This window comes from Kitasatospora sp. NPDC096140 (genome assembly GCF_040303045.1).
In the GTDB taxonomy this organism is placed as follows: domain Bacteria; phylum Actinomycetota; class Actinomycetes; order Streptomycetales; family Streptomycetaceae; genus Kitasatospora.
On sequence record NZ_JBEOUW010000015.1, the window covers coordinates 59,375 to 79,861 of the forward strand.

At 70.1% G+C, this 20,487-nt stretch carries 24 protein-coding genes and 2 pseudogenes; 10 read left to right on the top strand and 16 right to left on the bottom strand.

The features are described 5' to 3' along the window. Positions 1-103: 103 nt before the first annotated feature. Entirely contained in the window at positions 104-799 is a 696-nt protein-coding gene (locus ABT048_RS17715) for an alpha/beta fold hydrolase (protein WP_350522316.1), read from the bottom strand. A gap of 342 nt (positions 800-1,141) precedes the next feature. On the opposite strand from ABT048_RS17715, the gene ABT048_RS17720 reads away from it, so the two are divergent. The 3 genes from ABT048_RS17720 (at position 1,142) to ABT048_RS17730 (ending at position 3,038) form a co-directional block, all read left to right on the top strand. Next, positions 1,142-1,513 (top strand): NucA/NucB deoxyribonuclease domain-containing protein, encoded by a 372-nt coding sequence (locus ABT048_RS17720; RefSeq protein WP_350522317.1) that lies wholly within the window; start codon positions 1,142-1,144, stop codon positions 1,511-1,513. Further along, positions 1,510-2,022: a hypothetical protein gene (locus ABT048_RS17725; RefSeq protein ID WP_350522318.1), complete on the top strand. Its 513-nt coding sequence runs from the start codon at positions 1,510-1,512 to the stop codon at positions 2,020-2,022. The genes ABT048_RS17720 and ABT048_RS17725 overlap by 4 nt, the downstream gene beginning before the upstream one ends. A gap of 173 nt (positions 2,023-2,195) precedes the next feature. Continuing rightward, positions 2,196-3,038 carry an IS5 family transposase gene (locus ABT048_RS17730; protein WP_350522319.1) on the top strand — a complete coding sequence of 281 codons (843 nt, stop codon included), beginning with the start codon at positions 2,196-2,198 and terminating at the stop codon, positions 3,036-3,038. A 67-nt stretch (positions 3,039-3,105) separates the two neighbouring features. Here the strand turns inward: ABT048_RS17730 and ABT048_RS17735 are convergent, their stop codons facing one another. Beyond that, the gene (locus ABT048_RS17735) at positions 3,106-3,549 is read right to left on the bottom strand and encodes a winged helix-turn-helix transcriptional regulator (RefSeq protein ID WP_350522320.1); all 444 of its coding nucleotides are present in this window, start codon (positions 3,547-3,549) and stop codon (positions 3,106-3,108) included. A 130-nt stretch (positions 3,550-3,679) separates the two neighbouring features. Here ABT048_RS17735 and ABT048_RS17740 point away from each other — a divergent pair, with 130 nt between their 5' ends. Both ABT048_RS17740 and ABT048_RS17745 read left to right on the top strand, forming a co-directional pair. Beyond that, on the top strand, positions 3,680-4,552 hold the full coding sequence (locus ABT048_RS17740; protein ID WP_350522321.1) for an aldo/keto reductase family oxidoreductase: 873 nt from the start codon (positions 3,680-3,682) through the stop codon (positions 4,550-4,552). Positions 4,553-4,936: 384 nt separating this feature from the next. Beyond that, a complete protein-coding gene (locus ABT048_RS17745; protein ID WP_350522322.1) occupies positions 4,937-5,332 on the top strand; it encodes a hypothetical protein in 396 nt (131 codons plus the stop codon). A gap of 26 nt (positions 5,333-5,358) precedes the next feature. Here the strand turns inward: ABT048_RS17745 and ABT048_RS17750 are convergent. The 5 genes and pseudogenes from ABT048_RS17750 to ABT048_RS17770 form a co-directional block, all read right to left on the bottom strand. Continuing rightward, positions 5,359-5,610, bottom strand: a pseudogene (locus ABT048_RS17750) (hypothetical protein); the annotation flags it as partial. Between the two features lie 445 nt (positions 5,611-6,055). Beyond that, a complete protein-coding gene (locus ABT048_RS17755) occupies positions 6,056-6,754 on the bottom strand; it encodes a hypothetical protein (protein WP_350522323.1) in 699 nt (232 codons plus the stop codon). 231 nt (positions 6,755-6,985) lie between these two features. Further along, positions 6,986-7,789, bottom strand: coding sequence for an SCO4651 family lipoprotein (locus ABT048_RS17760; protein WP_350522324.1), 804 nt, complete (start codon positions 7,787-7,789; stop codon positions 6,986-6,988). A 350-nt stretch (positions 7,790-8,139) separates the two neighbouring features. Continuing rightward, on the bottom strand, positions 8,140-8,718 hold the full coding sequence (locus tag ABT048_RS17765) for a TetR/AcrR family transcriptional regulator (protein WP_350522325.1): 579 nt from the start codon (positions 8,716-8,718) through the stop codon (positions 8,140-8,142). Positions 8,719-8,784: 66 nt separating this feature from the next. Next, positions 8,785-9,675: an SDR family NAD(P)-dependent oxidoreductase gene (locus tag ABT048_RS17770; protein ID WP_350522326.1), complete on the bottom strand. Its 891-nt coding sequence runs from the start codon at positions 9,673-9,675 to the stop codon at positions 8,785-8,787. 103 nt (positions 9,676-9,778) lie between these two features. On the opposite strand from ABT048_RS17770, the gene ABT048_RS17775 reads away from it, so the two are divergent. Then, complete coding sequence (locus tag ABT048_RS17775) at positions 9,779-9,976, top strand: DUF8825 domain-containing protein (protein WP_350522327.1); 198 nt, start codon at positions 9,779-9,781, stop codon at positions 9,974-9,976. Between the two features lie 587 nt (positions 9,977-10,563). Here the strand turns inward: ABT048_RS17775 and ABT048_RS17780 are convergent. The 5 genes from ABT048_RS17780 to ABT048_RS17800 form a co-directional block, all read right to left on the bottom strand. Further along, positions 10,564-11,454 (bottom strand): hypothetical protein, encoded by an 891-nt coding sequence (locus tag ABT048_RS17780; RefSeq protein WP_350522328.1) that lies wholly within the window; start codon positions 11,452-11,454, stop codon positions 10,564-10,566. Positions 11,455-11,803: 349 nt separating this feature from the next. Then, a complete protein-coding gene (locus ABT048_RS17785; protein ID WP_350522329.1) occupies positions 11,804-12,943 on the bottom strand; it encodes an FAD-dependent oxidoreductase in 1,140 nt (379 codons plus the stop codon). 191 nt (positions 12,944-13,134) lie between these two features. Continuing rightward, on the bottom strand, positions 13,135-13,830 hold the full coding sequence (locus tag ABT048_RS17790) for a TetR/AcrR family transcriptional regulator (protein WP_350522330.1): 696 nt from the start codon (positions 13,828-13,830) through the stop codon (positions 13,135-13,137). A 151-nt stretch (positions 13,831-13,981) separates the two neighbouring features. Then, entirely contained in the window at positions 13,982-14,416 is a 435-nt protein-coding gene (locus ABT048_RS17795; protein WP_350522331.1) for a DUF4259 domain-containing protein, read from the bottom strand. A gap of 331 nt (positions 14,417-14,747) precedes the next feature. After that, entirely contained in the window at positions 14,748-15,011 is a 264-nt protein-coding gene (locus ABT048_RS17800; protein WP_350522332.1) for a hypothetical protein, read from the bottom strand. Positions 15,012-15,597: 586 nt separating this feature from the next. Between ABT048_RS17800 and ABT048_RS17805 the strand changes: the two genes are divergently transcribed. Beyond that, on the top strand, positions 15,598-16,005 hold the full coding sequence (locus ABT048_RS17805; protein WP_350522333.1) for a hypothetical protein: 408 nt from the start codon (positions 15,598-15,600) through the stop codon (positions 16,003-16,005). Positions 16,006-16,257: 252 nt separating this feature from the next. On the opposite strand, the gene ABT048_RS17810 is transcribed toward ABT048_RS17805, so the two are convergent. Both ABT048_RS17810 and ABT048_RS17815 read right to left on the bottom strand, forming a co-directional pair. Then, complete coding sequence (locus ABT048_RS17810) at positions 16,258-16,683, bottom strand: DUF4267 domain-containing protein (RefSeq protein WP_350522334.1); 426 nt, start codon at positions 16,681-16,683, stop codon at positions 16,258-16,260. Between the two features lie 111 nt (positions 16,684-16,794). Beyond that, positions 16,795-17,145 (bottom strand): antibiotic biosynthesis monooxygenase family protein, encoded by a 351-nt coding sequence (locus ABT048_RS17815; RefSeq protein WP_350522335.1) that lies wholly within the window; start codon positions 17,143-17,145, stop codon positions 16,795-16,797. Between the two features lie 220 nt (positions 17,146-17,365). On the opposite strand from ABT048_RS17815, the gene ABT048_RS17820 reads away from it, so the two are divergent. Continuing rightward, on the top strand, positions 17,366-17,947 hold the full coding sequence (locus ABT048_RS17820) for a TetR/AcrR family transcriptional regulator (RefSeq protein WP_350522336.1): 582 nt from the start codon (positions 17,366-17,368) through the stop codon (positions 17,945-17,947). Positions 17,948-18,274: 327 nt separating this feature from the next. Here ABT048_RS17820 and ABT048_RS17825 read toward each other — a convergent pair whose 3' ends face one another. After that, positions 18,275-18,991: a hypothetical protein gene (locus ABT048_RS17825; RefSeq protein ID WP_350522337.1), complete on the bottom strand. Its 717-nt coding sequence runs from the start codon at positions 18,989-18,991 to the stop codon at positions 18,275-18,277. Positions 18,992-19,362: 371 nt separating this feature from the next. On the opposite strand from ABT048_RS17825, the gene ABT048_RS17830 reads away from it, so the two are divergent. Next, positions 19,363-19,740, top strand: a complete 378-nt coding sequence (locus tag ABT048_RS17830; RefSeq protein WP_350522338.1) for a hypothetical protein — start codon at positions 19,363-19,365, stop codon at positions 19,738-19,740. A 78-nt stretch (positions 19,741-19,818) separates the two neighbouring features. Beyond that, positions 19,819-19,932, top strand: a pseudogene (locus tag ABT048_RS17835) (LuxR C-terminal-related transcriptional regulator); the annotation flags it as partial. 216 nt (positions 19,933-20,148) lie between these two features. Here ABT048_RS17835 and ABT048_RS17840 read toward each other — a convergent pair. After that, positions 20,149-20,313, bottom strand: coding sequence for a hypothetical protein (locus tag ABT048_RS17840; protein ID WP_350522339.1), 165 nt, complete (start codon positions 20,311-20,313; stop codon positions 20,149-20,151). Between the last annotated feature and the right edge of the window lie 174 nt (positions 20,314-20,487).

Genomic DNA, 20,487 nt, shown 5'->3' on the forward strand with positions numbered 1-20,487 from the left:
CGCGGCCAGCCGAGGCGCCCGCCGCCAGCGTCGGATCGCTGCCCGCGTCGGATCGCCGCCCGCGCCGCCGGGGGAGCGTCACGGTGACGGTCTGCGGCTGGCGTCACAGGCCCAGCAGCAGGTCCCGGACCGCGGCGGGCTGGGAGAGGAACGGATGGTGGCCGGTGTCGAGTTCGACGACGTTGCCGGCCCGGCGGGCGAACTCTCGCTGCAGGCGTGGCGGGGTGCCCCGGTCCCGGGCGCAGACGAGGTACGTCGACGGCACGTGCTGCCATGCCGCCGCTCCGACCGGCTGCCCGGTCACCTGCACGCTCTGGCGGGCGAGGTGGTCCGCCGCCTGCGCCTGGTCCTCGGGGTCGCAGTCCTGCAGGAATGTGTCGACGAGGAGCTCGGGGCGAACCCCGAAGGTGCCGGCATCGGCGTCGACGTCGAGGAAGGGCGCGGGGGCGCCGTCCCCGAAGTCCGACAGGCTCTGGCCGGCCTCGGGCAGGTAGCTGGAGACCATGACCAGATGGCGCACCGACGGGACACCCGCAGCGGCCTCCGCGGTGATGATGCCGCCATAGCTGTGGGCGACCACAACGGTGGGCTCGTAGCCGTCCAGCAGCGCCTGCCGCACCGCCGCGACGTCCTCGGAGAGCCCCGGACCGCCCATCCCGCCGGGCAGGCCCGTCTCACCGCAACTCGGCAGCGCCGGAGCCACGCTCAGCACCCCGCGCTCCTGCAGTAGTTCGGCAGTGCGATGCCACCACCACGACCCGTCCCGCACACACGCCCCATGCACGAACACGACCCTCATCGCTGCCTCCACGCCCGGCTTGGCTGCCTTCGGTCAAGCGTAGACGCAGCCACGGTCAGGACGAGATGCCGACAGTCACTCACGAAATCCCGGCCAGAGCCGCGCTTACGCAGATCCTCATCGGTGCCGCACGGCACCACCGTCTCGTGCCGCCGGGGCCGTCCGAGTGGGCCGCCTCCCGCTCAGTGATCGGGCGGGCGGATCGCCGCGGTTTCGGAGCGAGGTGAGGCCGCGTCTGGGAGTCGTGAACCCTTGGCGCGCGCTGCGGACCGTGCTCTGTGGACGGGCGGCAAACGATCAATGCCGTCCGGAACCGCTTCGGCGGTAGACGACGCATGTTCGATGGCGCCCGCGTGGGTTGTCGCACCGCCCGCCGAGGCCGTCGAGGGACGCGGAGCGATCCGCAGACAAGGGGGTTCTGGTGATTGTGCGCCGACGGGTGATCGGGGGGCTGGCCGCGCTGGTCAGCGCGGCAGGCAGCGCGCAGGCGGCGGGCACGGGGGTGCGGGGCCGACGACGCCCGTCGGCGCCGTGTGGTCGTGCGACGAGTACCCGTTCGCCACGACTCTGGAGGGCGCCGCCAAGACGCCTCCGCCGAACAGCGGTTCCGTCTGGGTGCCCAAGAGCGAGAACGACAGCCAGGGCGGCACGCTGAGCGCCTTCTACGCGGCCGAACGCGTCCTGGACGGCGACAAGTTCTACGTGTCGGCATGACGGGCACCTTCTCGGTCGAGACCCGGGTATCGCACTCCCAGTTCTGGATCAAGGACCCGGACGCCGTGATCGCACTCGACGTGTACACCGGGCTGAACGGCCTCATCCAGACCCGCGGAGGCGAGAACCGCGCGACCATCCTCACCGGCACCGCCTTCGGGAACATCGCGCTCACCTACGAGCCGTGCCCGACGGAGCCGGCACTCCACCTCGACGGGTGGGACGACGTCGTCGAAGTCGGCATGGTCTTCGCCACCACGCGGGCCGGCTTCGCCGGACACGGCTTCCAGGACGACCCCATCACCACCCTCCCGCCTCTGTCCGCGGCGGGTCCGGGCTCCTACCGGGTCCGTGTCCACGTCCGCGGCCGAAACGAGGGCCTGGACCTGGAGGACAACTACGGCGACCCCGTGGAGTTCTACCTCGTGCAGGCATGGCCCGCCCCGGTGGCACCGGAGATCCGCCACAAGCTGACCGACCGCCGCAGCGAACACGTCCGCACAGCCTGACCACCACGCTGCCTCGGCCGGACATCCACCCCGGCCGAGGCACCACCCCCCTCACCCGCAACGACCCGCCTTAGTGCCTGCGCAGATAGGCGGGTGGGGCGCCCGGGCAGCGAGGCGGGCACAGGTCTCCGTGATCATGGAGTTGCGACGCTCTGCGATCACTGGGGAGACCTGTGCCCGTCCTTCCAGCGTGGCTGGCCGACCCGTTGTGGGACCAATTCGCGGCCCTGCTGCCCGAGCGTCCCGCGGTCGATCCAGCCCACCCGGTGGGATGCCACCGGCCCCGCATCGGCGACCGGATCGTGTTCGACAAGCTTCTGCAACTGCTGCGGTTCGGCTGCTCATACCAGGCGATCGCCGACACCACCTGCTCGGCGACCACCATCCGCAACCGCCGCGACGAGTGGATCTCCGTCGGCGTCTTCGCCCGGCTCAAGCAGATCGCGCTGGAGTCCTACGACCGGATCGTCGGGCTGGAGCTCGACCAGATCGCCGTCGACGGCTCGATCACCAAAGCCCCCGGCGGCGGCGAGGTCGCCGGACGCTCACCCGTCGACCGCGGCAAGCAAGGCCTCAACCGCTCGGGCATGACGGATGGGTATGGAATTCCGCTCGGCAGGGTCCTCGCCGGAGCGAACCGCCACGACTCCCCGCTGCTCGCCCCGACCTTGGACTTGCTGGAGCACCTGGGACCGCTGCCCGACGACATCACCGTGCGCCTGGACGCCGGCTACGACTCGGACAAGACGCGCACCGAACTGGCCGCCCGCAACCTGCACGGTCGCATCGCGCACAAGGGCGAGAAGGCACCGATCCAGGCCAGCGAGCGGTGGCACGTCGAGCGCACGCACGCCTGGCAGAACGCCTTCCACCGACTTGCCTGTTGCTACGAGCGCCGTGCGACTGTCGCCAACGCCTTCTTCGACCTCGCGGACACGATCATCACCATTCGTAGCCTGATCCGCCGGACCTGGACCACCCACCACTGGGACCACCGCCCCAAACGACGCCCGTGACCACCCGCCCATCTGCCCGGCGCCTTACACGCAGACTGTTTCCGCTGATCAGCAACCCTGGTGTGGTTCAGGCGCCGCGGGTGTCGTAGGTCTCGCGGTTGGCCAGCACGTCGTCCATGTGCACCTCGGCCCATGCCTTGAGGCCGCGCATCATCTCGTACAGCGACAGGCCGAGATCGGTCAGCTCGTAGGACACTGTCACCGGCACAGTCGGCACCACGGTCCGGGACACCAGGCCGTCGCGCTCCAGGGAACGCAGCGTCTGGGTGAGCATCTTCTGGCTGACGCCGGCCAAGAGGCGCTGCAGCTCCGAGTAGCGCATCACGCGGGGCCCGCCAGTGCAGTCGGCGCCGGGCTGATGCGCGCTGTCGCTGCCGAGCGCGGCCAGGATCAGCGTGACCCACTTGTCCGAGATCCGGTCGAGCAGCTTGCGGCTGGGGCAGGCCGCCACGAAGGCGTCGTACTCCATCTTGGCCTGTGCCCTTTGCTGGGCTGCCGTCATCGTCGCCATGGACCATTCCTCCCACCCGTGGGTGCCCTACGCACCTCGAAGTGCCTACTTCCCGTCAAGAAGCTACGCACCAATAGTGGTGCAAGGCGCCACTGGGCACCATCCCCCGGCTCAACACGAAAGGCACACCATGAGCACCCCCTCCGCCTCGCTCCCCGGCGGCACCTGGACCCTCGGCGACCTGACCGTCACCCGGTTCGGCTACGGCGCCATGCAGCTCGCCGGCCCCTGGGTCATGGGTCCGCCCGCCGACCGCGAGGGCGCACTCGCCGTTCTCCGCGAGGCCGTCGGCCTCGGCATCACCCACATCGACACCGCCGACGCCTACGGACCGCACATCACCAACCAGCTGATCCGCGAAGCGCTGCACCCGTACTCCGACTCACTGCACATCGTGACCAAGGTCGGCGCGACCCGCGACGGGGAGGGAGGCTGGCCCCCGGCACGCAAGCCTGAAGAACTGCGCCGGGCCGTCACCGAGAACCTGGAGAACCTCGGCCTCGACACGCTGGACGTGGTCAACCTCCGGCTCGGCGACGCTCAGGGCCCCGTTCCCGGTTCGCTCGCGGAGGCGTTCGGGACGCTCGTCAACCTCCAGCGGCAGGGCCTCATCCGGCACCTCGGCGTGAGCAACGCGACGGCGGAACAGGTCGCCGAGGCACGCTCGATCGCGCCGATCGTGTGCGTGCAGAACATGTACAACCTCGCCCACCGCCACGACGACGACCTGATCGACGAGCTCGCAGAGCAGGGCATCGCCTACGTGCCCTTCTTCCCCCTCGGCGGCTTCAGCCCGCTGCAGTCCTCGGCACTCACGGCCGTAGCCGCCCGGTTGGAAGCGACGCCCATGTCGGTCGCCCTGGCCTGGCTGCTGCAGCGGTCGCCGAACATCCTGCTGATCCCCGGCACCTCATCGGTGGCACACCTGCGCGAGAACGCCGCCGGCGCGGGACTCCCGCTGTCCGACGACGATCTCGCCGAGCTCGCCAAGATCGGCCGCTGACCCTAAGGCGCTCACCAGCGGCTGGGGCCGGATCGACCGCGGGACGCCCGGGCAGCAGGGCCGCGAATTGATCCGCAGGTCGGTCAACTTGCTGGAAGCACGGGCACAGGTCTCCCAGTGATCACAGAGCGTCGCAACTCCATGATCAGGGAGACTTGTGCCCGCCTCGCTGCCCGGGTGCCCCACCCGCCTATCGGCGCAGGCTCTAAGCTTGTCCTTTATCCACCGGGCTCGCGCTGGAGCGGTCTTCGCCGCCTGAAGTGCCACCAGCTTCAGTTGATCTCGGCCAACTTCCTTGACGTCAAAGCAGGTTGCTCCGCCATCGGAGACCCCACCGCCCAAATCCGGTGGCACCGTCCACCGGCCGGTGACTACGGTCTCGGCATGACCAGCCAGAACGAGCACCCGACCCGGCCCGGTCTGGCCGCCATGCTCGCAGACCAGACCGCCGCCTGCGCCCCGGCCCGCGAAGCTCTCCTGGCCGGCGGCGAGCTGCGGCTGCTCGACCGCGAGCTGCCCGACTGGATGGTGCGCGGCATCGCCGCCACACGGCTGCGCCGCGCACGACGAATCGGCCTGACCACCGTCGGCCTCGACCAGTCGGTCGAGATCCTCTCCCGACACCGCGACGTACAGTTCCGAACCGGCCTCCTCGACGCGCCGGACCGGTCCTGGTTCTTCACCCTCTACTTCAACGCCGCCGGCACCGAACTGCTCGCCTGCAGCGCCGTCAAGAACCAGCCCGCGACCCGGAAGCCCACCCGACGCCCCGGCCCGTAGCGGCCGCTGCTCCCTCCTTCGCATTGTCAGTGGAGGTCAGAGTCCTGTGCCCATGAGCCCTGCCATTGTCGGTTGATCCGGCCGCGTTCGCTGACGGTTTCGGGCCGTCGGACGGTTTTGCCCACGTCGTAGCGGGTGGCGGGCTGCTGGTTCTTGGAGCCGCGCGGCCTACCGGGGCCGGGTCGGATGGGTTTGGGCGCACGAGCCGGGCAGGGCAGATGGGGGCGGAGGTTCCTGAACCCCTGGCGGACCCTTGCAGGGGTGAGTTTGTTCGGTTCCAACGGCCGCGTCGGAGCACATGGTCAGACGAGGCCGTGTCCACGTCCGGCGAACACCCAGATGAGCGACCCCGTTCGAGGCATCGTTCGGGGCAGGACCATAAAGAACAAGCCTACGGCCCGCGGCGTGGGCCTGCCCAGCGGGCAGCAGGACGGCGGCGACGGCCAGGCCGCGAACACGGGACGGAAACGCACGGGGATCTCCGACAACTCGACGAACAAGCGCCTGGAGGCCTGGAGGACTCCGTGAGGTTCAGTGGCCACCGGTCGAGCCGGTCTGCCACCAGGGGCGTGTCAAAGTCAAGGTGATCTTGGCGTTCGGCGCCGCTCGGCGGGGACCGCGGGTGCAGAGCGCAGAGACGCCCGCCGCCTGCCTGTCGGCCGCGATGCTTGCGGATGTCGGACCATCGCCCAGCTGCGGGTTTCTGACGAGGCGGCCAGGATCTTATCGGCGCTGGCGGCCCTGGAAGGCAACCCCAGACAGGTCAGCAGCCAGTTCGACCGCCTGGTAGCCGTAGGTGTCTGCCGCGTCGACCCGCAGCATGAGGCAGAACCGATCGAGCGATGCGACGGTCTTCGACAGACGCCGGTAGTCGCGCTTGAGGAGGTACACAGCCGCCTGGTTCGCGATCGACGACTGCCCCATGATGACCAGGACCGGCTGTGTGGACTGCGGAGGGGTGAACTTCGCGACCAGAGCATGGTCCTTCCGGCCCTGCTCATGCAGGAACCGTTGCTCACCGACCATGAAGTCACCATCCGGGTTGACCCTCACGCCCGGCAGGTGCGAGGCCACGTACTCGACGTTGCGCTGGTTCGACCCGAGTCCGCCTATGCTGAGCTCGGTGCGATCCCCGTTGAGCTCACGCGCGTCAGCCGCGACGAGGGAGAACGGACACCCGGCTTCCTCGGCGAGCATCGCAAGCTCGATGATCGCGTACACGTCGCTGTGGTCGGTGACAGCGGGCATCTGCCAGTGACTGTTCAGGATGATGACGCACGGCACGCCGGGCTGCAGGCCGAGAAAGGCCTGCTTCTGATGCAGGAGGCGGGCAGTGCTCGCCCTTTTCCAAGCCCATACGGATCCGCCGCTGACAATGCTCGTGACAAGCCCGATCACGATGTTCAGCACTGCATCCGACACGAACGCCCCCCCCGGCCTCGTCGTGATGGCACGATCAGATCGGCGGCTCAGCTTACTGATCGATCGCCCGGCGCGGCGGGCGAAGCGCGTTATCGGTCAGGTCGGTTGGCAGGCCCGTTGCTGACGCAGCGAGGCCCCGGTCGAGGGGTGACCTTGCCAAGTCCCCCTGTACCGGAGCCCCGATGTGCCGTCAGTCCGCCACGGTGAGGGCGGACACCGGCAGATGCACACCTAGCGCTTCGCCGCGCCGGCGATGAACTCGTCCCAGGTGCCGACGGTTTCGGCTGGAGGTGCCGTGATGGCCGGGACGGCGCCGAAGTCGGAGTACTCCTCGAAGACCTGGGCCTGGCCCTTGCTGCCGGTGGTGACCTGCTGCGACTTCAGGACGAGGTCGTCCTTGCCGACCCACATGTCGAGGACCGCCGAGGTGTCGCCCCGCCGCTTGGCCAACTGGACGTAGTAGTCGCGCACTTCGTCCTTGATGGCGGGCCCGGTGTAGCGGGCCAGCTCCTCGAAGACCACCGTGCCGCGGTAGTGGTCGGCCGCTCGACCGCCCACCTGCTCCTCACCGACCCACGAGGTGGACCCGGTGGCGGCGAGCGCGCCCGCGACCTCGTCGATGGACCCCGCAGCCCGCGCGTTGGAGGGGCCGCTGCTCGCCGGCGTGTCCATGCGGTACCAGCTCTTGCCCGGGATCTGGTCCGACTTGATGTAGGTCGCGTCGCCCGTGACGATCACCTGGCTGACGCCGGTGGGGTTGTCCGCACTCTTCTTCCCCGACGACGTGATGGACGAGGCGTACGGCTGCTTCTGGAAGAGCATCTCGGACTTGTCGGAGCCGCCCTCCCCCGTCTGGATCGTCCGGTACGAGGCCTGTTCCGCGGTCTTCTTGGACGCGGCCATCAGCACGGTCGGAGCGTCGGTCCGCTTGCTCGCGGCCTTGTCCCCGGCCGGGCTCGCCCCCGCCGCACTGCTGTGGGACTCCCCGCCGCAGCCCGCCAGGACCATCGTGAGCGCCGCTCCCGCAGCCGCCACCGCGATGCCCCTCCCCCTCACTCGCACAGCTCTGATTCCCTTTCAGTTGTTTCAAGTTTGGCCGTGCTCATTATCGTTTGCACAGGTCAGGCTGCCAAATGAAATAGATCGTCCACCTCCCGGAGCACCGCCCGGCGGAACGGCGACCGGACGGCCGCCAAGACAGGCGCGATCCGCGAGCGGCAAGGACAACCCGGCCCGGGATTCCCCACCTTTGACCGTTTCCGCGTAGCAGAATTCTCCGCCCTCGTGGTCACGCATCCCCAGGGGGGCAGCGATCGCAGACCGGTGCGCCATACAGGTCGTTTCAGCAGGTACGGATCACCCCGGTTGGTGCGCGGGCGGTGTTCTCACGCGTGCTGTGGCGTGGCGTGCAGTCCTTCGAGGAGTGTGGCCAGGTAGCGGTGTGCGGTGTCGATCCGGTCGGCGGATGTGCCGCCGTGGACGTTCACGGCGTAGGCGACGCCGCACATGAGCGGGACGAGGTCGGTGGCGGCCAGGTCGCGTCGGACCGCTCCGGCATCGCGAGCCCGGCCGAGGAGCGCGGTGCCGACCGACCGAAGCGTCTCCTTGAGTTCCGTGGTGCGCGGCAGGGTGTCGGTGGCTGCGGCGGTGACCGGGGCGAGGGACGCGTCGGTGACCTGCGCTTCGACGGTTCGGAACAGGAAGCCTTCGAGTGCGAGCCAGGGGTCGGTGCCGGTCAGCGCCTGCCGGCCGTGGTCGGCCAGGGCTTCCAGGCAGGGCGTGGCGACGGTCTCCAGTAGCGCCTCGGGGGTGGCGAAGTGCCGGTAGACGGTGCCGACTCCGAGTCCGGCGCGGGCGGCGACGTCGTTCAGCTGCAGGGGTGTGCCCTGGTCGACCAGGGCACGGGCGACCGCGACGATCCGGTCCCAGTTGCGGGCCGCGTCCTTGCGCAGGGGCGTCGTCATGGGGACATGCTAACCGGATTCCCCATCCGGATGATGCCGCCGACGGCGCCCGCACCGCCTGGCGGGTCAGGCGACGGTGAGAGGTGCGTACCGTTCACTGAGCCGGCGCACGTTCCGGGCGATGCGGGGGTCGGTCGCTGCGCGCAGTGGCGTCACCGGGTGCGCGTGGGCGCCGATGACGATGCCGGTCCGGCCCGCGAGGGCTTCGTCGGTGGCGGCGACGATCGAGGAGCGGGCGGCCACGGACGCCGGACCCGCGGTGGAGCGGTCGAACTTGCGGCGCACCAGCGGCCACAGCAGTCGCAGGGCCGGTGAGACGATCTTCGGGTCGGTCATGGTGCCGTTGGTCATGTCGGTCGCGGCGCCTCCCGGATCGGCGGCGAAGACGGAGGCGGCTGTGCCCTTCAGCCGGTTCGCCAGGTCGAGCGTGTAGGCGAGGTTGGCGAGCTTGGCGCGGCCGTACCAGTGGAAGCCGTAGTAGCCGCCGGGCGGCTCGACGGCGTCGAAGGCCTTCTTCGCGAGCCCGACCGCGCCCGAGGTCACGTTCACGATCCTGCTCGGCGCCCCGCCTGTCAGCGTGGGCAGTAGCAGTTCCGTCAGCAGGTACGGCGAGAGGTGGTTGACGACGAACGACGCTTCGATGCCGTCCAGGGTCTGTCGCTGCGGGAACATCGCCCCGACGTTGTTGACCAGCACGGTCAGCGGGTTGCCGGAGGCGACGTGCTCGGCGGCGATCCGGTCGGCGAGCGCGCGCACCTGGTCGAGCGAGCCGAGGTCGGCGGGCAGGAACCGTCCGGGATGCGCTGGGTTCGTTGCGTTGATTCGGTCGACCGCCCGGGCACCGCGGTCGGTGTTGCGTCCGACCACGGTGACCGAGAACCCGGCGTCGGCCAGTCCCAGGGCCGTCTCCAGCCCGATGCCGGCCGTCCCTGCTGTGACCACGGCTGTCTTCATCATGTGCCCCTCCACCCAGATATCCGGATAGTTCATCCGCTTGCTCGGACGGTAGCACACAATCGGATGAACTATCCGCTTAGAGGGTCGGGCGGCGGGACGGGCAATGCCGGGTGCCACCCGGCGGGGGCTGAGTGAGGAGCAGCTTGCCGAGTCCGCCCGCCTTGAGGAGGCCGAGCGGCAGGCCTCCCACGCGGTGTGGGCGGACGAGCGCTGGGCCGCACTGTCGGGCGAGGACCGGGTCACCGCCCGCAGTCGCCTCCAGCACATCGACGACGAACCGGTCGCGGCTGCGGCGCCGTAGCGACGGCCCGCACCGCTCTGCGGCCGGGGGCTGACCGCAGACGGGCAGCGGTACGCGCGGCCCCGGCGATGTCGCACTCGTCGCGGCTGCGCAGCGCCAAGCCGTCAACCAGCGCGGCCCGGCGCAGCCGGAACTCCCGCTCCAGGGAGGCACGCGGGTACTCGCCGCCGCGCCTGAACGCGGTCTGGAGGCGAGCTGCCGCGCAGGGTACGGCCGTGCCCCTGGGGTGCTCGATGCCGGGGCACGCCCCACTCATCACCGGCGACGACGGAGCGTGCAGCGGAGTGCCACGGCTCTGACCGGCGGCCGGGGCGGGTGGACTGTCCGTAGCGGATGGCATGATCGGCCGGATACCCGGATCCGCTCCGGGCCCGACGTGCCGGGCCCGGGAGGTGCGGTCGTCGTGGGGGTACTACAACAGGGCCGCGGCCGCACCGGCCGTGCCGTTCCTGCTCCGGATCGCGGCCGACCCTGCGGCTGGCCTGCACCGCGCCCGGGCGCTGACCGCGCGGAGACCGGCACCGAGCCCTACCGCCTCGCCCGCACCAAGGCCCGACAGAGCGTCGAGGCGGTCACGTAGCCGACGCTCACCAGGTAGGCATGGCGTTCGCAACCACGCGGTCCGCCACTGAGAACCCCGTCCCGCAGTCCGTGCAGGACGACTGCCCGAACAGATACAACAGCCTCTCGGCAACGACCGGCTGTCCGTCGGCGAGGGCTTGACCGTGAAGCCGCCCGGCAACGCCCTCCAGCTCTGCCGGACCAGTTGCCCGCAGCGGTGTCTTCTCAGCCTCCCCCAGCGCGTAGTCATCGCTGCACGAGAAGAAGCCCTCCTCGCCGAGCACGATGAACAAGTTGACGCCGCAGTAAGGGCATTCGACCTCGTACTCACCTTGCGCCACATTGTCCAGGCACTCGTCCCAGACCTCGACGCCCTCGAAGGCCAGAGCCATCTGGAGCAGCCCGACATACTCCTCCAGGCCCAGCGGCAGACGGAGGCAATCTCCGGTGAGCCGCGCGAGCTCGGCGATCTCCGACGAGTAGACCTCCCGCGCGGCGACGCCTTCGACCGATCGCCGGGCGGACGACACGATCGGGCCCGCCGCGAACAGGACCCAGCCACGATCCTCCGGTTCCCGGCCGGCCGCGATCCCGACAAGCCTCGGAAGCGCCGCGAAACTCGCCGAGAACGCGGTGTCGAGCTGTGGGCACAGCCGGTCCATCAGCTCCGGCCAGACACCCCGCGGGTCGGCCGCGAACCGTTCGAGCAGGGCGGGCACACCCTCCGCAGAACCGAACGCGTCGCTGAGCTTCGACCAATCCGTCATGCCCGGATCCAAGCAGATCACTGGTGCCCAGCCTCGGTGGGGCCGCTTCGAACCGACGCCGCAGCAAGGGCATTCGACCTCGTACTCACCTTGAGCCACATTGTCCAGGCACTCGTCCCAGACCTCGACGCCCTCGAAGGCCAGAGCCATCTGGAGCAGCCCGACATACTCCTCCAGGCCTGGGCGAGAGGATCACGGCCCCGTCCGCGGCGTGACCGCCGCCCGCAAACCCCGCCCAGCGGGCTCTCGTCCTCGCGATGCCGACCGTCGGCGGCAGCTGCGCCCGGTCGCCGTCAGCCTGTCGATCGGACGGCGACGCGTCCGGTGCTGGTGCTGGTGCTGGTGCTGGTGCTGGCCACGATGATCGCGAGGTTCAGCATGATGCCTCCGGTCGGAGAAGGCCCGGCCGCCGCCGGGCGGTGAGAACACGGTCAGGTGGGACGGCGGGCGTGCGCTGAAGGGTCTTCGGCGGCAGGCTGCCGCTCCCGCCGAGGGGCTGTTACGCGCGGGCCGGGGCGCTGGTGAGGAAGGCGGTCATCTTCTCCAGGCCGTCGTCGCCGAACATGGTGTTGAGGCTGGCGGCGGACTCGGTGGCGGAGGCCTCGCTGCGCGGGAAGAGGGCGTTCTCGTAGGTGGTGAGGCCTGCCTCCGTGTCGCCGGGGTGGGCGGCGATGGCCCGCCCCAGTTCGGCGCCGTCGAACATGGCGAGGTTGGCGCCCTCGCCGGCGAAGGGGGACATCAGGTGGGCGGCGTCGCCGAGCAGGGTCACGCCGGGGACGCGGTCCCAGCGGTGCCCGACCGGCAGGGCGTGGATACGGCGCGGGGTGATGGTGTCGGCGTCGGCGACCAGGGCTCGCAGGTCCTCGTGCCAGCCCTCGAAGTGGGCCAGGACGGCGGCCTTGGCGGCGTCGCCGTCACGGAAGTCCACGGTGTCCAGCCAGTCCTCGGCGGCCTTGAGCGCGGTGTAGACGTGCAGGCTTCCGTCGGTCTCCCGGTGGGCGAGGAAGCCGCTCCGGCCGCCGAGGCAGAGGAAGAACCCGCCGCCGATGACGGCGGCGCTGCGCGGGTGACGGGTGTCGGCGTCGAAGAGGTCGGTCTCGACGAAGGAGATGCCGGTGTAGCCGGGGACGGCGTCCGAGAGCAGCGGCCTGATGCGCGACCAGGCGCCGTCGGCACCGACCAGCAGGTCGGTGGTGAGGGTGGTGCCGTCCGCGAAGGACACTTCGTGGCGTCCCCCGTCCAGCGGGCGGGCGCCAGTGGCCTTCCTTCCCCAGTGGACGGTGCCGTCGGGCAGGGAGTTCAGGAGGAGGTCACGAAGGTCGCCGCGGTCCACTTCGGGCCGGCCGCCGGTGGCGTCGTCCTCCTCGGCCACGTGGACCGTGCCGTCCGGGCCGAGCAGGCGCAGGGCCTGGCCGCCCGGGTGGATGATCTTGAGGAAGTCGTCGTGGAGGCCGGCGGCGCGCAGGGCCTGCTGGCCGCTGTCCTCGTGGATGTCGAGCATGCCGCCCTGGGTTCGGGCTTCAGCGGACGCCTCCAGGTCGAAGACGGCCGCCTGGATGCCGTGGACGTGCAGCACCCGGGCGGCGGTAAGGCCGCCCAGGCCGCCGCCGATGATCGCGACGGGGAAGTGCGTGTTCATGGGTGCCTCCGGAAGGTCGTGGTGCCGGGTGTCGACCGGGCGAGGGGTTGCCCCGTGCCCGGCCGTGCCGCCGGATGCTGCGGCCCTTCCAACGTAACGAACATGTTCGTTACGAACAAGTTCGTCGCGGCTGCGCATGCGAAAAGACCCCGGGAGCGGCAGCGCCCGGGGCCGGATCGGAAAGAGGACGCTCAGTCGGCGCCGGAAGGAAGGGGGGTGTGGGTGATGCCGTTGACCAGGACGTCGAAGCCCCAGGCCAGACGGTCCTCGACAGCTCCGGCGAGCAGCGCCGGCATATGCGCGCTGATCATCGGGTGGGTCGTCTCATCCACGGCGCTCACGGCCTGCGTCAGCGCGTCCCAGTCCTCGCGCGAGGCAGGGTCGCGCTGCTGGGTGCCGTGCTCGGCGGCGGTGGCCGTGGCATGCAGCAGAAGGTTGTCGACACCCCAGGCCACCTGCCCCCGGGGCGCGCCGCTAGCGGACAGCAGACCGAGGACGCGTTCGACCAGGCGCAGGTAGTTCACGCCGCTGGGCCGGGCCACCAGAGCCGAGCGGGCGAGCTGCGGGTGCTCGAACAGGACCCGGGTATAGGAGGAGAGCACCGCGAAGAGCCGCTCCCGCCAGCCCTCTCCCGCCTCTCCGGCGGCCAGGTCGACCTCTCCCAGGAGCGCGTCCAGGACGGCCGCGTGCAGTTCTGCGGTGTTGGCCATGTAGACGTACAAGGACGCGGGGCCGGTGTCCAGCTCCTGGGCGAGCCGGCGCATGGTCACCTTCTCCAGCCCCTCCGCGCGCATGATCCGCATGGCCGTCTCCACGATGCCGTGCCGGGTCAGAGCGGGCTTCGCGGGACGCACACGGCGGCTGACCGGCTCTCGTTTCACGTCCATACCCTGATCGTAACGAACACGTTCGGGATCGGCGTCGGCCTCCACACCGGCCGGCCGCCGCTCCGAAGGTCGGACAGCGGTGACCTGGGCGCGGACTGATGGCTGCAGCCGCCTCGCCTCACCCGCCCGTCACTGAGCCGGCCTGTCGCGCCTACGCGTCGTCGAAGAGCGGAACCTCGATCGACGGAGGTGGTGGGTCGAGGACGGAACGAAGAGCCTCGATCATGGCGATCCACCGAGCGCAGTCGGCGGCCGCGACCCAGCTTTCGGCGATGCCGAACTCATCGGAAGCGATGCGCACGAGGGCCTCGCCGGCGAGCAGGCGGAGGTCCTCGGCGAACATCGGCATCACACTCTGCGGACCATATCCGGAGACGACCTGCCGACCTCCAGGGCACTGGGCCGCGATCAGTGCGGCCGCAGCCACCGCCTCCTGCGCCTCATCGAGGTAGCCCGACGCGTTCAACGTCCGGGTGAGAACCCCACGAACCATGGCCTCACGCTCGACGGGCGCGACCTCATCCAGCGCTCCGGCGAAGTCGGCGGCCGTGTCGTTGTCGAACGGGCCGATGTCCCACGTCCCCACGATGACCTCCTCGCGTCATTGACGAGGATCATGCCACCGGCCACCGACAAGGCGAGGCTCTCCCGCTCGCCCCACAGCTCGATCGATCAGCGGCAGGTCTCTTCCGACCGAACTCCCGGAGGTGGCCTGACGACCGACAACGTGCGGTGTCTCCACGGATCCGCCAGGGGCACTGCCCGGCGGACCGGCCGGGCCGCCGGGCAGTGCCCCTGGCGGGGTGCTCAGCGTGCGGCCTAGGCGGCCCAGGCGGGCTCGTGCCTATGGGCAGGCAGCCCACGCGTGGCTCGCGTGGGCTGCCTGCCATGGCGTTCATCGATCGCCGTCCGGGGTGCTACACGTGGGCACGGTGGCGGCCGTAGTGAGCGATCTCCAGCACGGCCAGGCCCCAGAACAGTCCGGACATGCCGGCCACCGACTGGTGCAGATCCATGACGGTGCCGATGAGGTAGGCCACCACGGCAGCAGCCAGGCCTGCGCCGATGGCCACGGCGTCACGGTAGACGGCGAATCCGGCACGCTGCTTGCCCCCCAGCAGGAATCCTCTGGAGACCGTGACGATGACGAACACGATCACTCCGCTCCACATGAACCACATGGAGGCACCCCCTGAACAAAGACATGGCGAAGAAGGGTCATGGATTTACCCGATGCGAACACGGTCAGCCCGCTCCGATGCCGACCGCGCAATGCGACCAAGGCTGTCGAAGACTGACGAATCAGCAGGTCAAGCACCCTGCATGACACTGTGAAGCGCCACCTCGATCCCCCCGGCCTGCTGCTACTGGCTGGTAGCGACATAACCAGTAAAGCATTCGCACTGTTTCCTAGGGTCATAACTGAGCATGATCTGAGCATCTTGATCAACAATCTGCCCGAGTTGTGCGTGCACATCCCCTCTGGGACAAAGAATCCCGTCCACCGATATTTCCTTGGCACTGTTTTTAGCGGAACCGTATCCCCCGGATAGTCGAGCCGGTCTGGCCGGTGCGGTCACGGGCCGCCGGTCCGGGTGAGGTCAGGCGGCCGTGCCGGCGGGCTGCCGGGGGCTTCGGCACCGGTGGCGAAGTGCCAGTCCCGGACCTCGGTCCAGCCGGATCGGCGGGGCGTGCTCGACCCGTTCGTTGCGGCTGGTGGCTCCGTGGGTTGGCCCCTGGGGTCGGTTCGGGTTTGAGTGCCGACTCGTGCGTGAGGCTGCTGAGGTCTGTCCGGTACTGTCCGGCGCGAACTTCACCACTGGCGGGACCGACGGGCCAGGTCTTGACGACGCTGCTTTGGCCCAACTCGCTCTTGGCAACAACGTGTGGGGGTTACTGGCAAGGCTCGCCGATGTTCAACGCGTGGCCGAGTTGTTCCACCGCGCAGGCTGGCGGGTCCGGCGATCAAGCTGGACCGAGTTCGAGGTCGAGAATGCCTGCGCGGCGCTTGAGTTGTGTCCGGGTGAGCCCGTCTTGTTCAGCGGGTTCGTGGACCCCGATCGCATCGCTGACCTGTTGGACACCTTGAACGGGACCCGCTTGTCCTTCAGCGTCGAGTTCGAAGACCGTGAAGGGCGTGAGCACGTCTATCGCTCGGCGGACTGGCAGGGCTGACCCTGTCGTGGTGAGCGCTGCTCTCCCCCGCCAGGAGTCGGCGTCGTCGGCGGTCCGGTAGGAGTCTCCGGAAGGGTGCGGACCTCGGTGTGGTGGGCCGTGCGGTCGACCATTGCGGCTGCGACGACGTCGCCGGAGGACGCGCTGGTCCCACGGAGCTCATTCGAAGTTCGGCGGGCGATCGGGGTTCGACTCGGGGTTCAGCGCGACCCGGGCGCCGCTCCCAGGCTGCGCGGCCCCGGGGCGATGGAATCAGGCGGGCTGCGGGACGGTCGTCCCCGGGGCCGCCACGGTCTTGCGGGTCTCGCGAAGCATCAGCAGGCCGGTGGACGCCATGAGGGTCGCGGTCAGGCCGTGGACGCCGAGAGCGGTGGCCGCCGAGCCGTGGTGGGCGAGCACGGTGGCCATGTCGCCGTAGGCGGCGAGGGCCTCCACGAGCAGCACCCAGCCCAGTGCCCGGCGGTGGCCCGTCACCAGCAGGACGCCCAGGACCAGGGCCAGGACGACGTCACGGATCCCCTTGACGACGAGGAAGCCGCCGCCGTCGCCGGACGGCCAGGCCGGCAGGCCGAACCCCGGTGCCGTAGTCGCCGGGCTCAGGATGAACTCCGTCCCGAACCAGAGGATGAAGAGGACGAAGGCGGTGGCCAGGACGGTGTTGATCTTCTTCAGTGACACGGGTCTTCTCCTTGCGTGCCTCGGTGCGGTTCAGTCAGAACCGGGTGGGTGAGCGCGGATGGCGGGGCCGGGACGCCGCGGCGCCCCGGCCCTGCGCATCGATGCGTGGTGTCACGCGTCGATCCGCTCGAAGACGTGCGGGTACGACACGATGTCGTCGGGGAACTCGGCCGCCAGGCGCTGGAACTCCGGGCTGCCGAAGGCCGCGGCGAGCGCCCCGGTGGACTCCCAGACCGCGATGTTCATCAGGAGCCGACTGCCCGCCGCCCCCTTGTGCATCTGCAGGCTGACGAATCCCGGCTGGGCCTGCATGAACTCCGCCTGCCTGCGGAAGAGCGCCAGGAAGGCTTCGGTCCTCTCCTTCGGAACGACGAACGTGTTGGCCAGGACGATCGGCCCGGTGTCCTGCGTGAACTGCGCGAACAGCGGCGTGCTCGGGTCCAGGCTCTGCAGCTCGGCCATCTCCGGTACTTCCTCTCGCTCTCGGTCTGCCCCGCGGCACCGGATCCGGCGGCGCTCGCCGCCCATGCCGCACAAGGGGATCTGTCGGGCACTCATGTCGCCTTGCCGCACGGGCTGTTCGGCGACAGCCGCGATGCCAACGCTTGTTGGTCAACGCTTGTTGGCAAACGTAGAGCGGCGATTCTGGACTGTCAACACCTGTTGGCCTACAGTCGTTGGCATGACCGGCACCACGGAGAACCAGCAGGCTGCCCGGCGTTCCGACGCCACCCGCGCCACGATCCTCGCCGCGGCCCGCGAGCGGTTCGCGGCGGACGGCTACGAGAAGGCGACCATCCGGGCCATCGCACGCGACGCGAAGATCGACCCGTCGATGGTGATGCGCTACTACGGCAACAAAGCCGGCCTGTTCGCGGCTGCCGTCGCCATCGACCCCGGCCTGCCCGGCCTGCCCGTCGAACCGCGCGAGGAGATCGGCCGCACCCTGGTGCGCCACTTCCTCACCCTGTGGGAGGAGAACGGCGAGCTCACCGCCCTGATGCGGGTCGGCGCCACCGACCCCACCGCCGCCGAGCGCATGCACAGCGTGCTGCGCGACCAGCTGATCCCACTGGCCCGCCGCGTCGGCCCCGCACCCGAGCAGGCACCGGCGCGGGCGGCACTGTGCGCCTCGACGGTGCTCGGACTCGCACTCACGCGCTACGTACTGCGATTCCCCGAGAGCGTGGACCTCTCCCCCGAGCAGATCGTGGACTGGCTCGGACCCACGCTCCAGCGCTACCTGACGGCGCCGACACCGTAGACGACAGTCGGCACAGCGACCGAAGCGACCGAAGCGACCCACCGGGGCGCAACAGCGTCGCCCAGGCCGCCCACCAGCGGCCCGGACGGCACGAGGAAACCCCGGCGGGCACGCAGCGGCGCAGTGCAGGCGGACGGCGTGGCATCGATGACGGCCAGTCAGTTTGCGGCGCCCTGCCACCGGGGCGGCAGGCCGGGTATCGGGCTTGCACGACCCGTCCACCCGGCGCTCGCCCACGTTCCGGCCTCGGTACGTGCGGCGGGGCCGCGACGGGTCGGCGCCCCCGTCGCCGCCCCGCGGATCACTGCCCCGTGCGACCCTCCCGGCTCAGCTGCCCAGCGGGCGGAGGGCCGAGTCCAGGGGGTCGAGCGACCAACCGCCACCGCCGGGGCGGCAGCTGAGCGCGGTGTCGGCGGTGTCGGCCGCGTTGGTGCCGGTGTTGAAGTTGGCGTTCGGGGTGTTCGGCAGCAGGCCCATGTAGTACATGCCGGCCGACGTCCACACGCACTGGTGCAGGTTGAGGAAGCGGTTGCCGGCCAGGTCGAAGGACTTGACGGCGGAGTTGGCGAGCGTCAGCGTCCAGCCGCCCCCGCCCGGGCTGCACCGCAGCACGGTGTCGGGCGTGTCGGAGACGTTGGTACCGGTGTTGAAGTTGACGTTCGGGGTGTTCGGCAGGATGGCCGTGTAGTGCTGGCCGCCCGAGAAGTACACGCACTGGTGGACGTTCAGGTAGCGGCCGGCGGCGAGGTCGAACGCCTTCACCGCCGAGTTGGCGGGCGCCGGCATCCAGCCCCCGCTCCCCGGACCGCAGGACAGCGCCGTGTCGGGCGTGTCGGAGAGGTTCGTCCCGGTGTTGAAGGACGTGTCGGCGGTGTTCGGCAGCAGGTTGGTGTAGTGCCCACCGGGGCCGTAGTACACGCACTGGTGGATGTTCAGGTAGCGCGCGGCGAGCCGCGGCCCCGGCGGCCCCGCCACGGCGGCACTCCCGAGGATGAGGGCGACGGCCCCCGTGACCGCCGCCACGATGATCGACAATCTACGCATGGTGCACTCCTCCCGAACCCACGCCCACCCGTCAGGGCGTGCACGCACCAAGCTAGTGGGGACCGGTGGGTGGGTGTTCGTGATCGCACGTCGGTAACCCATTCGGCCGTATTGAGCGGACGATATGCCCATCAGATCGGACGACCGCCCAGCTCGGCTTGAGCTGGGCGAGGACGGCGAGGACGGCGAGGACGGCGGGGGCGGCGGGGACGGCGCCAAGAGGTGCGTGGCGCCTGCTGACGGCGCGCGTGGCTTCCGCATTCGGCCGCACGTGTCGGAACCGGGCTGATCGACGGCCTTCCACGCTTCGTCGGACGCGTCGCGGTGCCCCGGACGGTGCCCGACGATCGGCCTGGGCGAGACTGCCACCCATGAGAGTCAGATGCCTGGAGATCATCCATCCCGACGGCGACTTCCCTGTTGCCGAGTACCACGGGATTCGTGTGGGCGGCATCTACCCGGTCCTGGAGATGGTCACCTACGACATCGACTGCCAGATCCGTGTCCTCGGCCCGGACTCACCCGACCCCGGACTCCTCTGGGACCCGGTCGGCTTCGAGACGGTGGACACCCGCATACCGCCCGGCTGGACCCTGGCCATCGCCGACGGCCGCACCCGCCTCGCGGACGCCCGCTGGCAGCGCCCCGGGTTCTGGAGCGACTACCATCGCGGCGACCCACGGGCCCGGGCCGACTACGAACACGTGAAGCGCCAACTCCTCACGGCTGCCCGGCAGTCCGAGAGCTGAACCCTACCCCCGAGCACCCCTCTCCCCTACCGGAACCGTCCGGACCGGCCGCCCAGATCTGGTGGGCTCACCGCCCGCGAGCAGGAGGTGCTCGCCCTCATGGCCGGATGCCGCTCCACCACGGAGATCGCGGCAGAACTGGTCCTCTCGGGCGCCGCTGTGAGCAGACACGTGGCGAACGTCTTCGTGAAACTCGGCATGCCCCAACCAGTCAGGATGATGGCGGCCTCGTGCCGGCGGCCGGCCGCTTCGACGTCCGGCAGTGCGTCGACGGTGGCGAGGTCGGGCAGCACCGTCGAGCTTGCGGGGGTGGGGCGCCTGCACTTGAAGGGGGCGGCGGGGTGGAGCCGGACCAAGTGCCGCTGGGGCAGGGGGCGAGGCGCCGTGGCGGGCTCGGGGCCAGGGCCGTCATCGGCCTCGGCGCAGTTCCCGCACGCATTCCGCGACGGCGCGCAGGATGCCGGCGCGGTCCTCGGAGGCGGTGTCCTTCAGCGCGAGGCCGGTGATGGTCACCAGGGCGATCGCGAGGATCGCGAGCCCGGCCAGGGCCACCGTTGCCCACCAGATGTCCATGCGTCAGTCCTTCCCGAGGAGCCTCGGCCTTCCCCGGGCGGGGCGGCCACGGGCAGCTTCTCCATGACGCGCCAGGGAGGCTACGGATGCCGGATCGCCGGATTTCCGTCCGCGAGCTGCCAGGTGGGAGGACCATGGTCCGGGGGCGCCGGATCGGCCGGATCGGATCGGCCG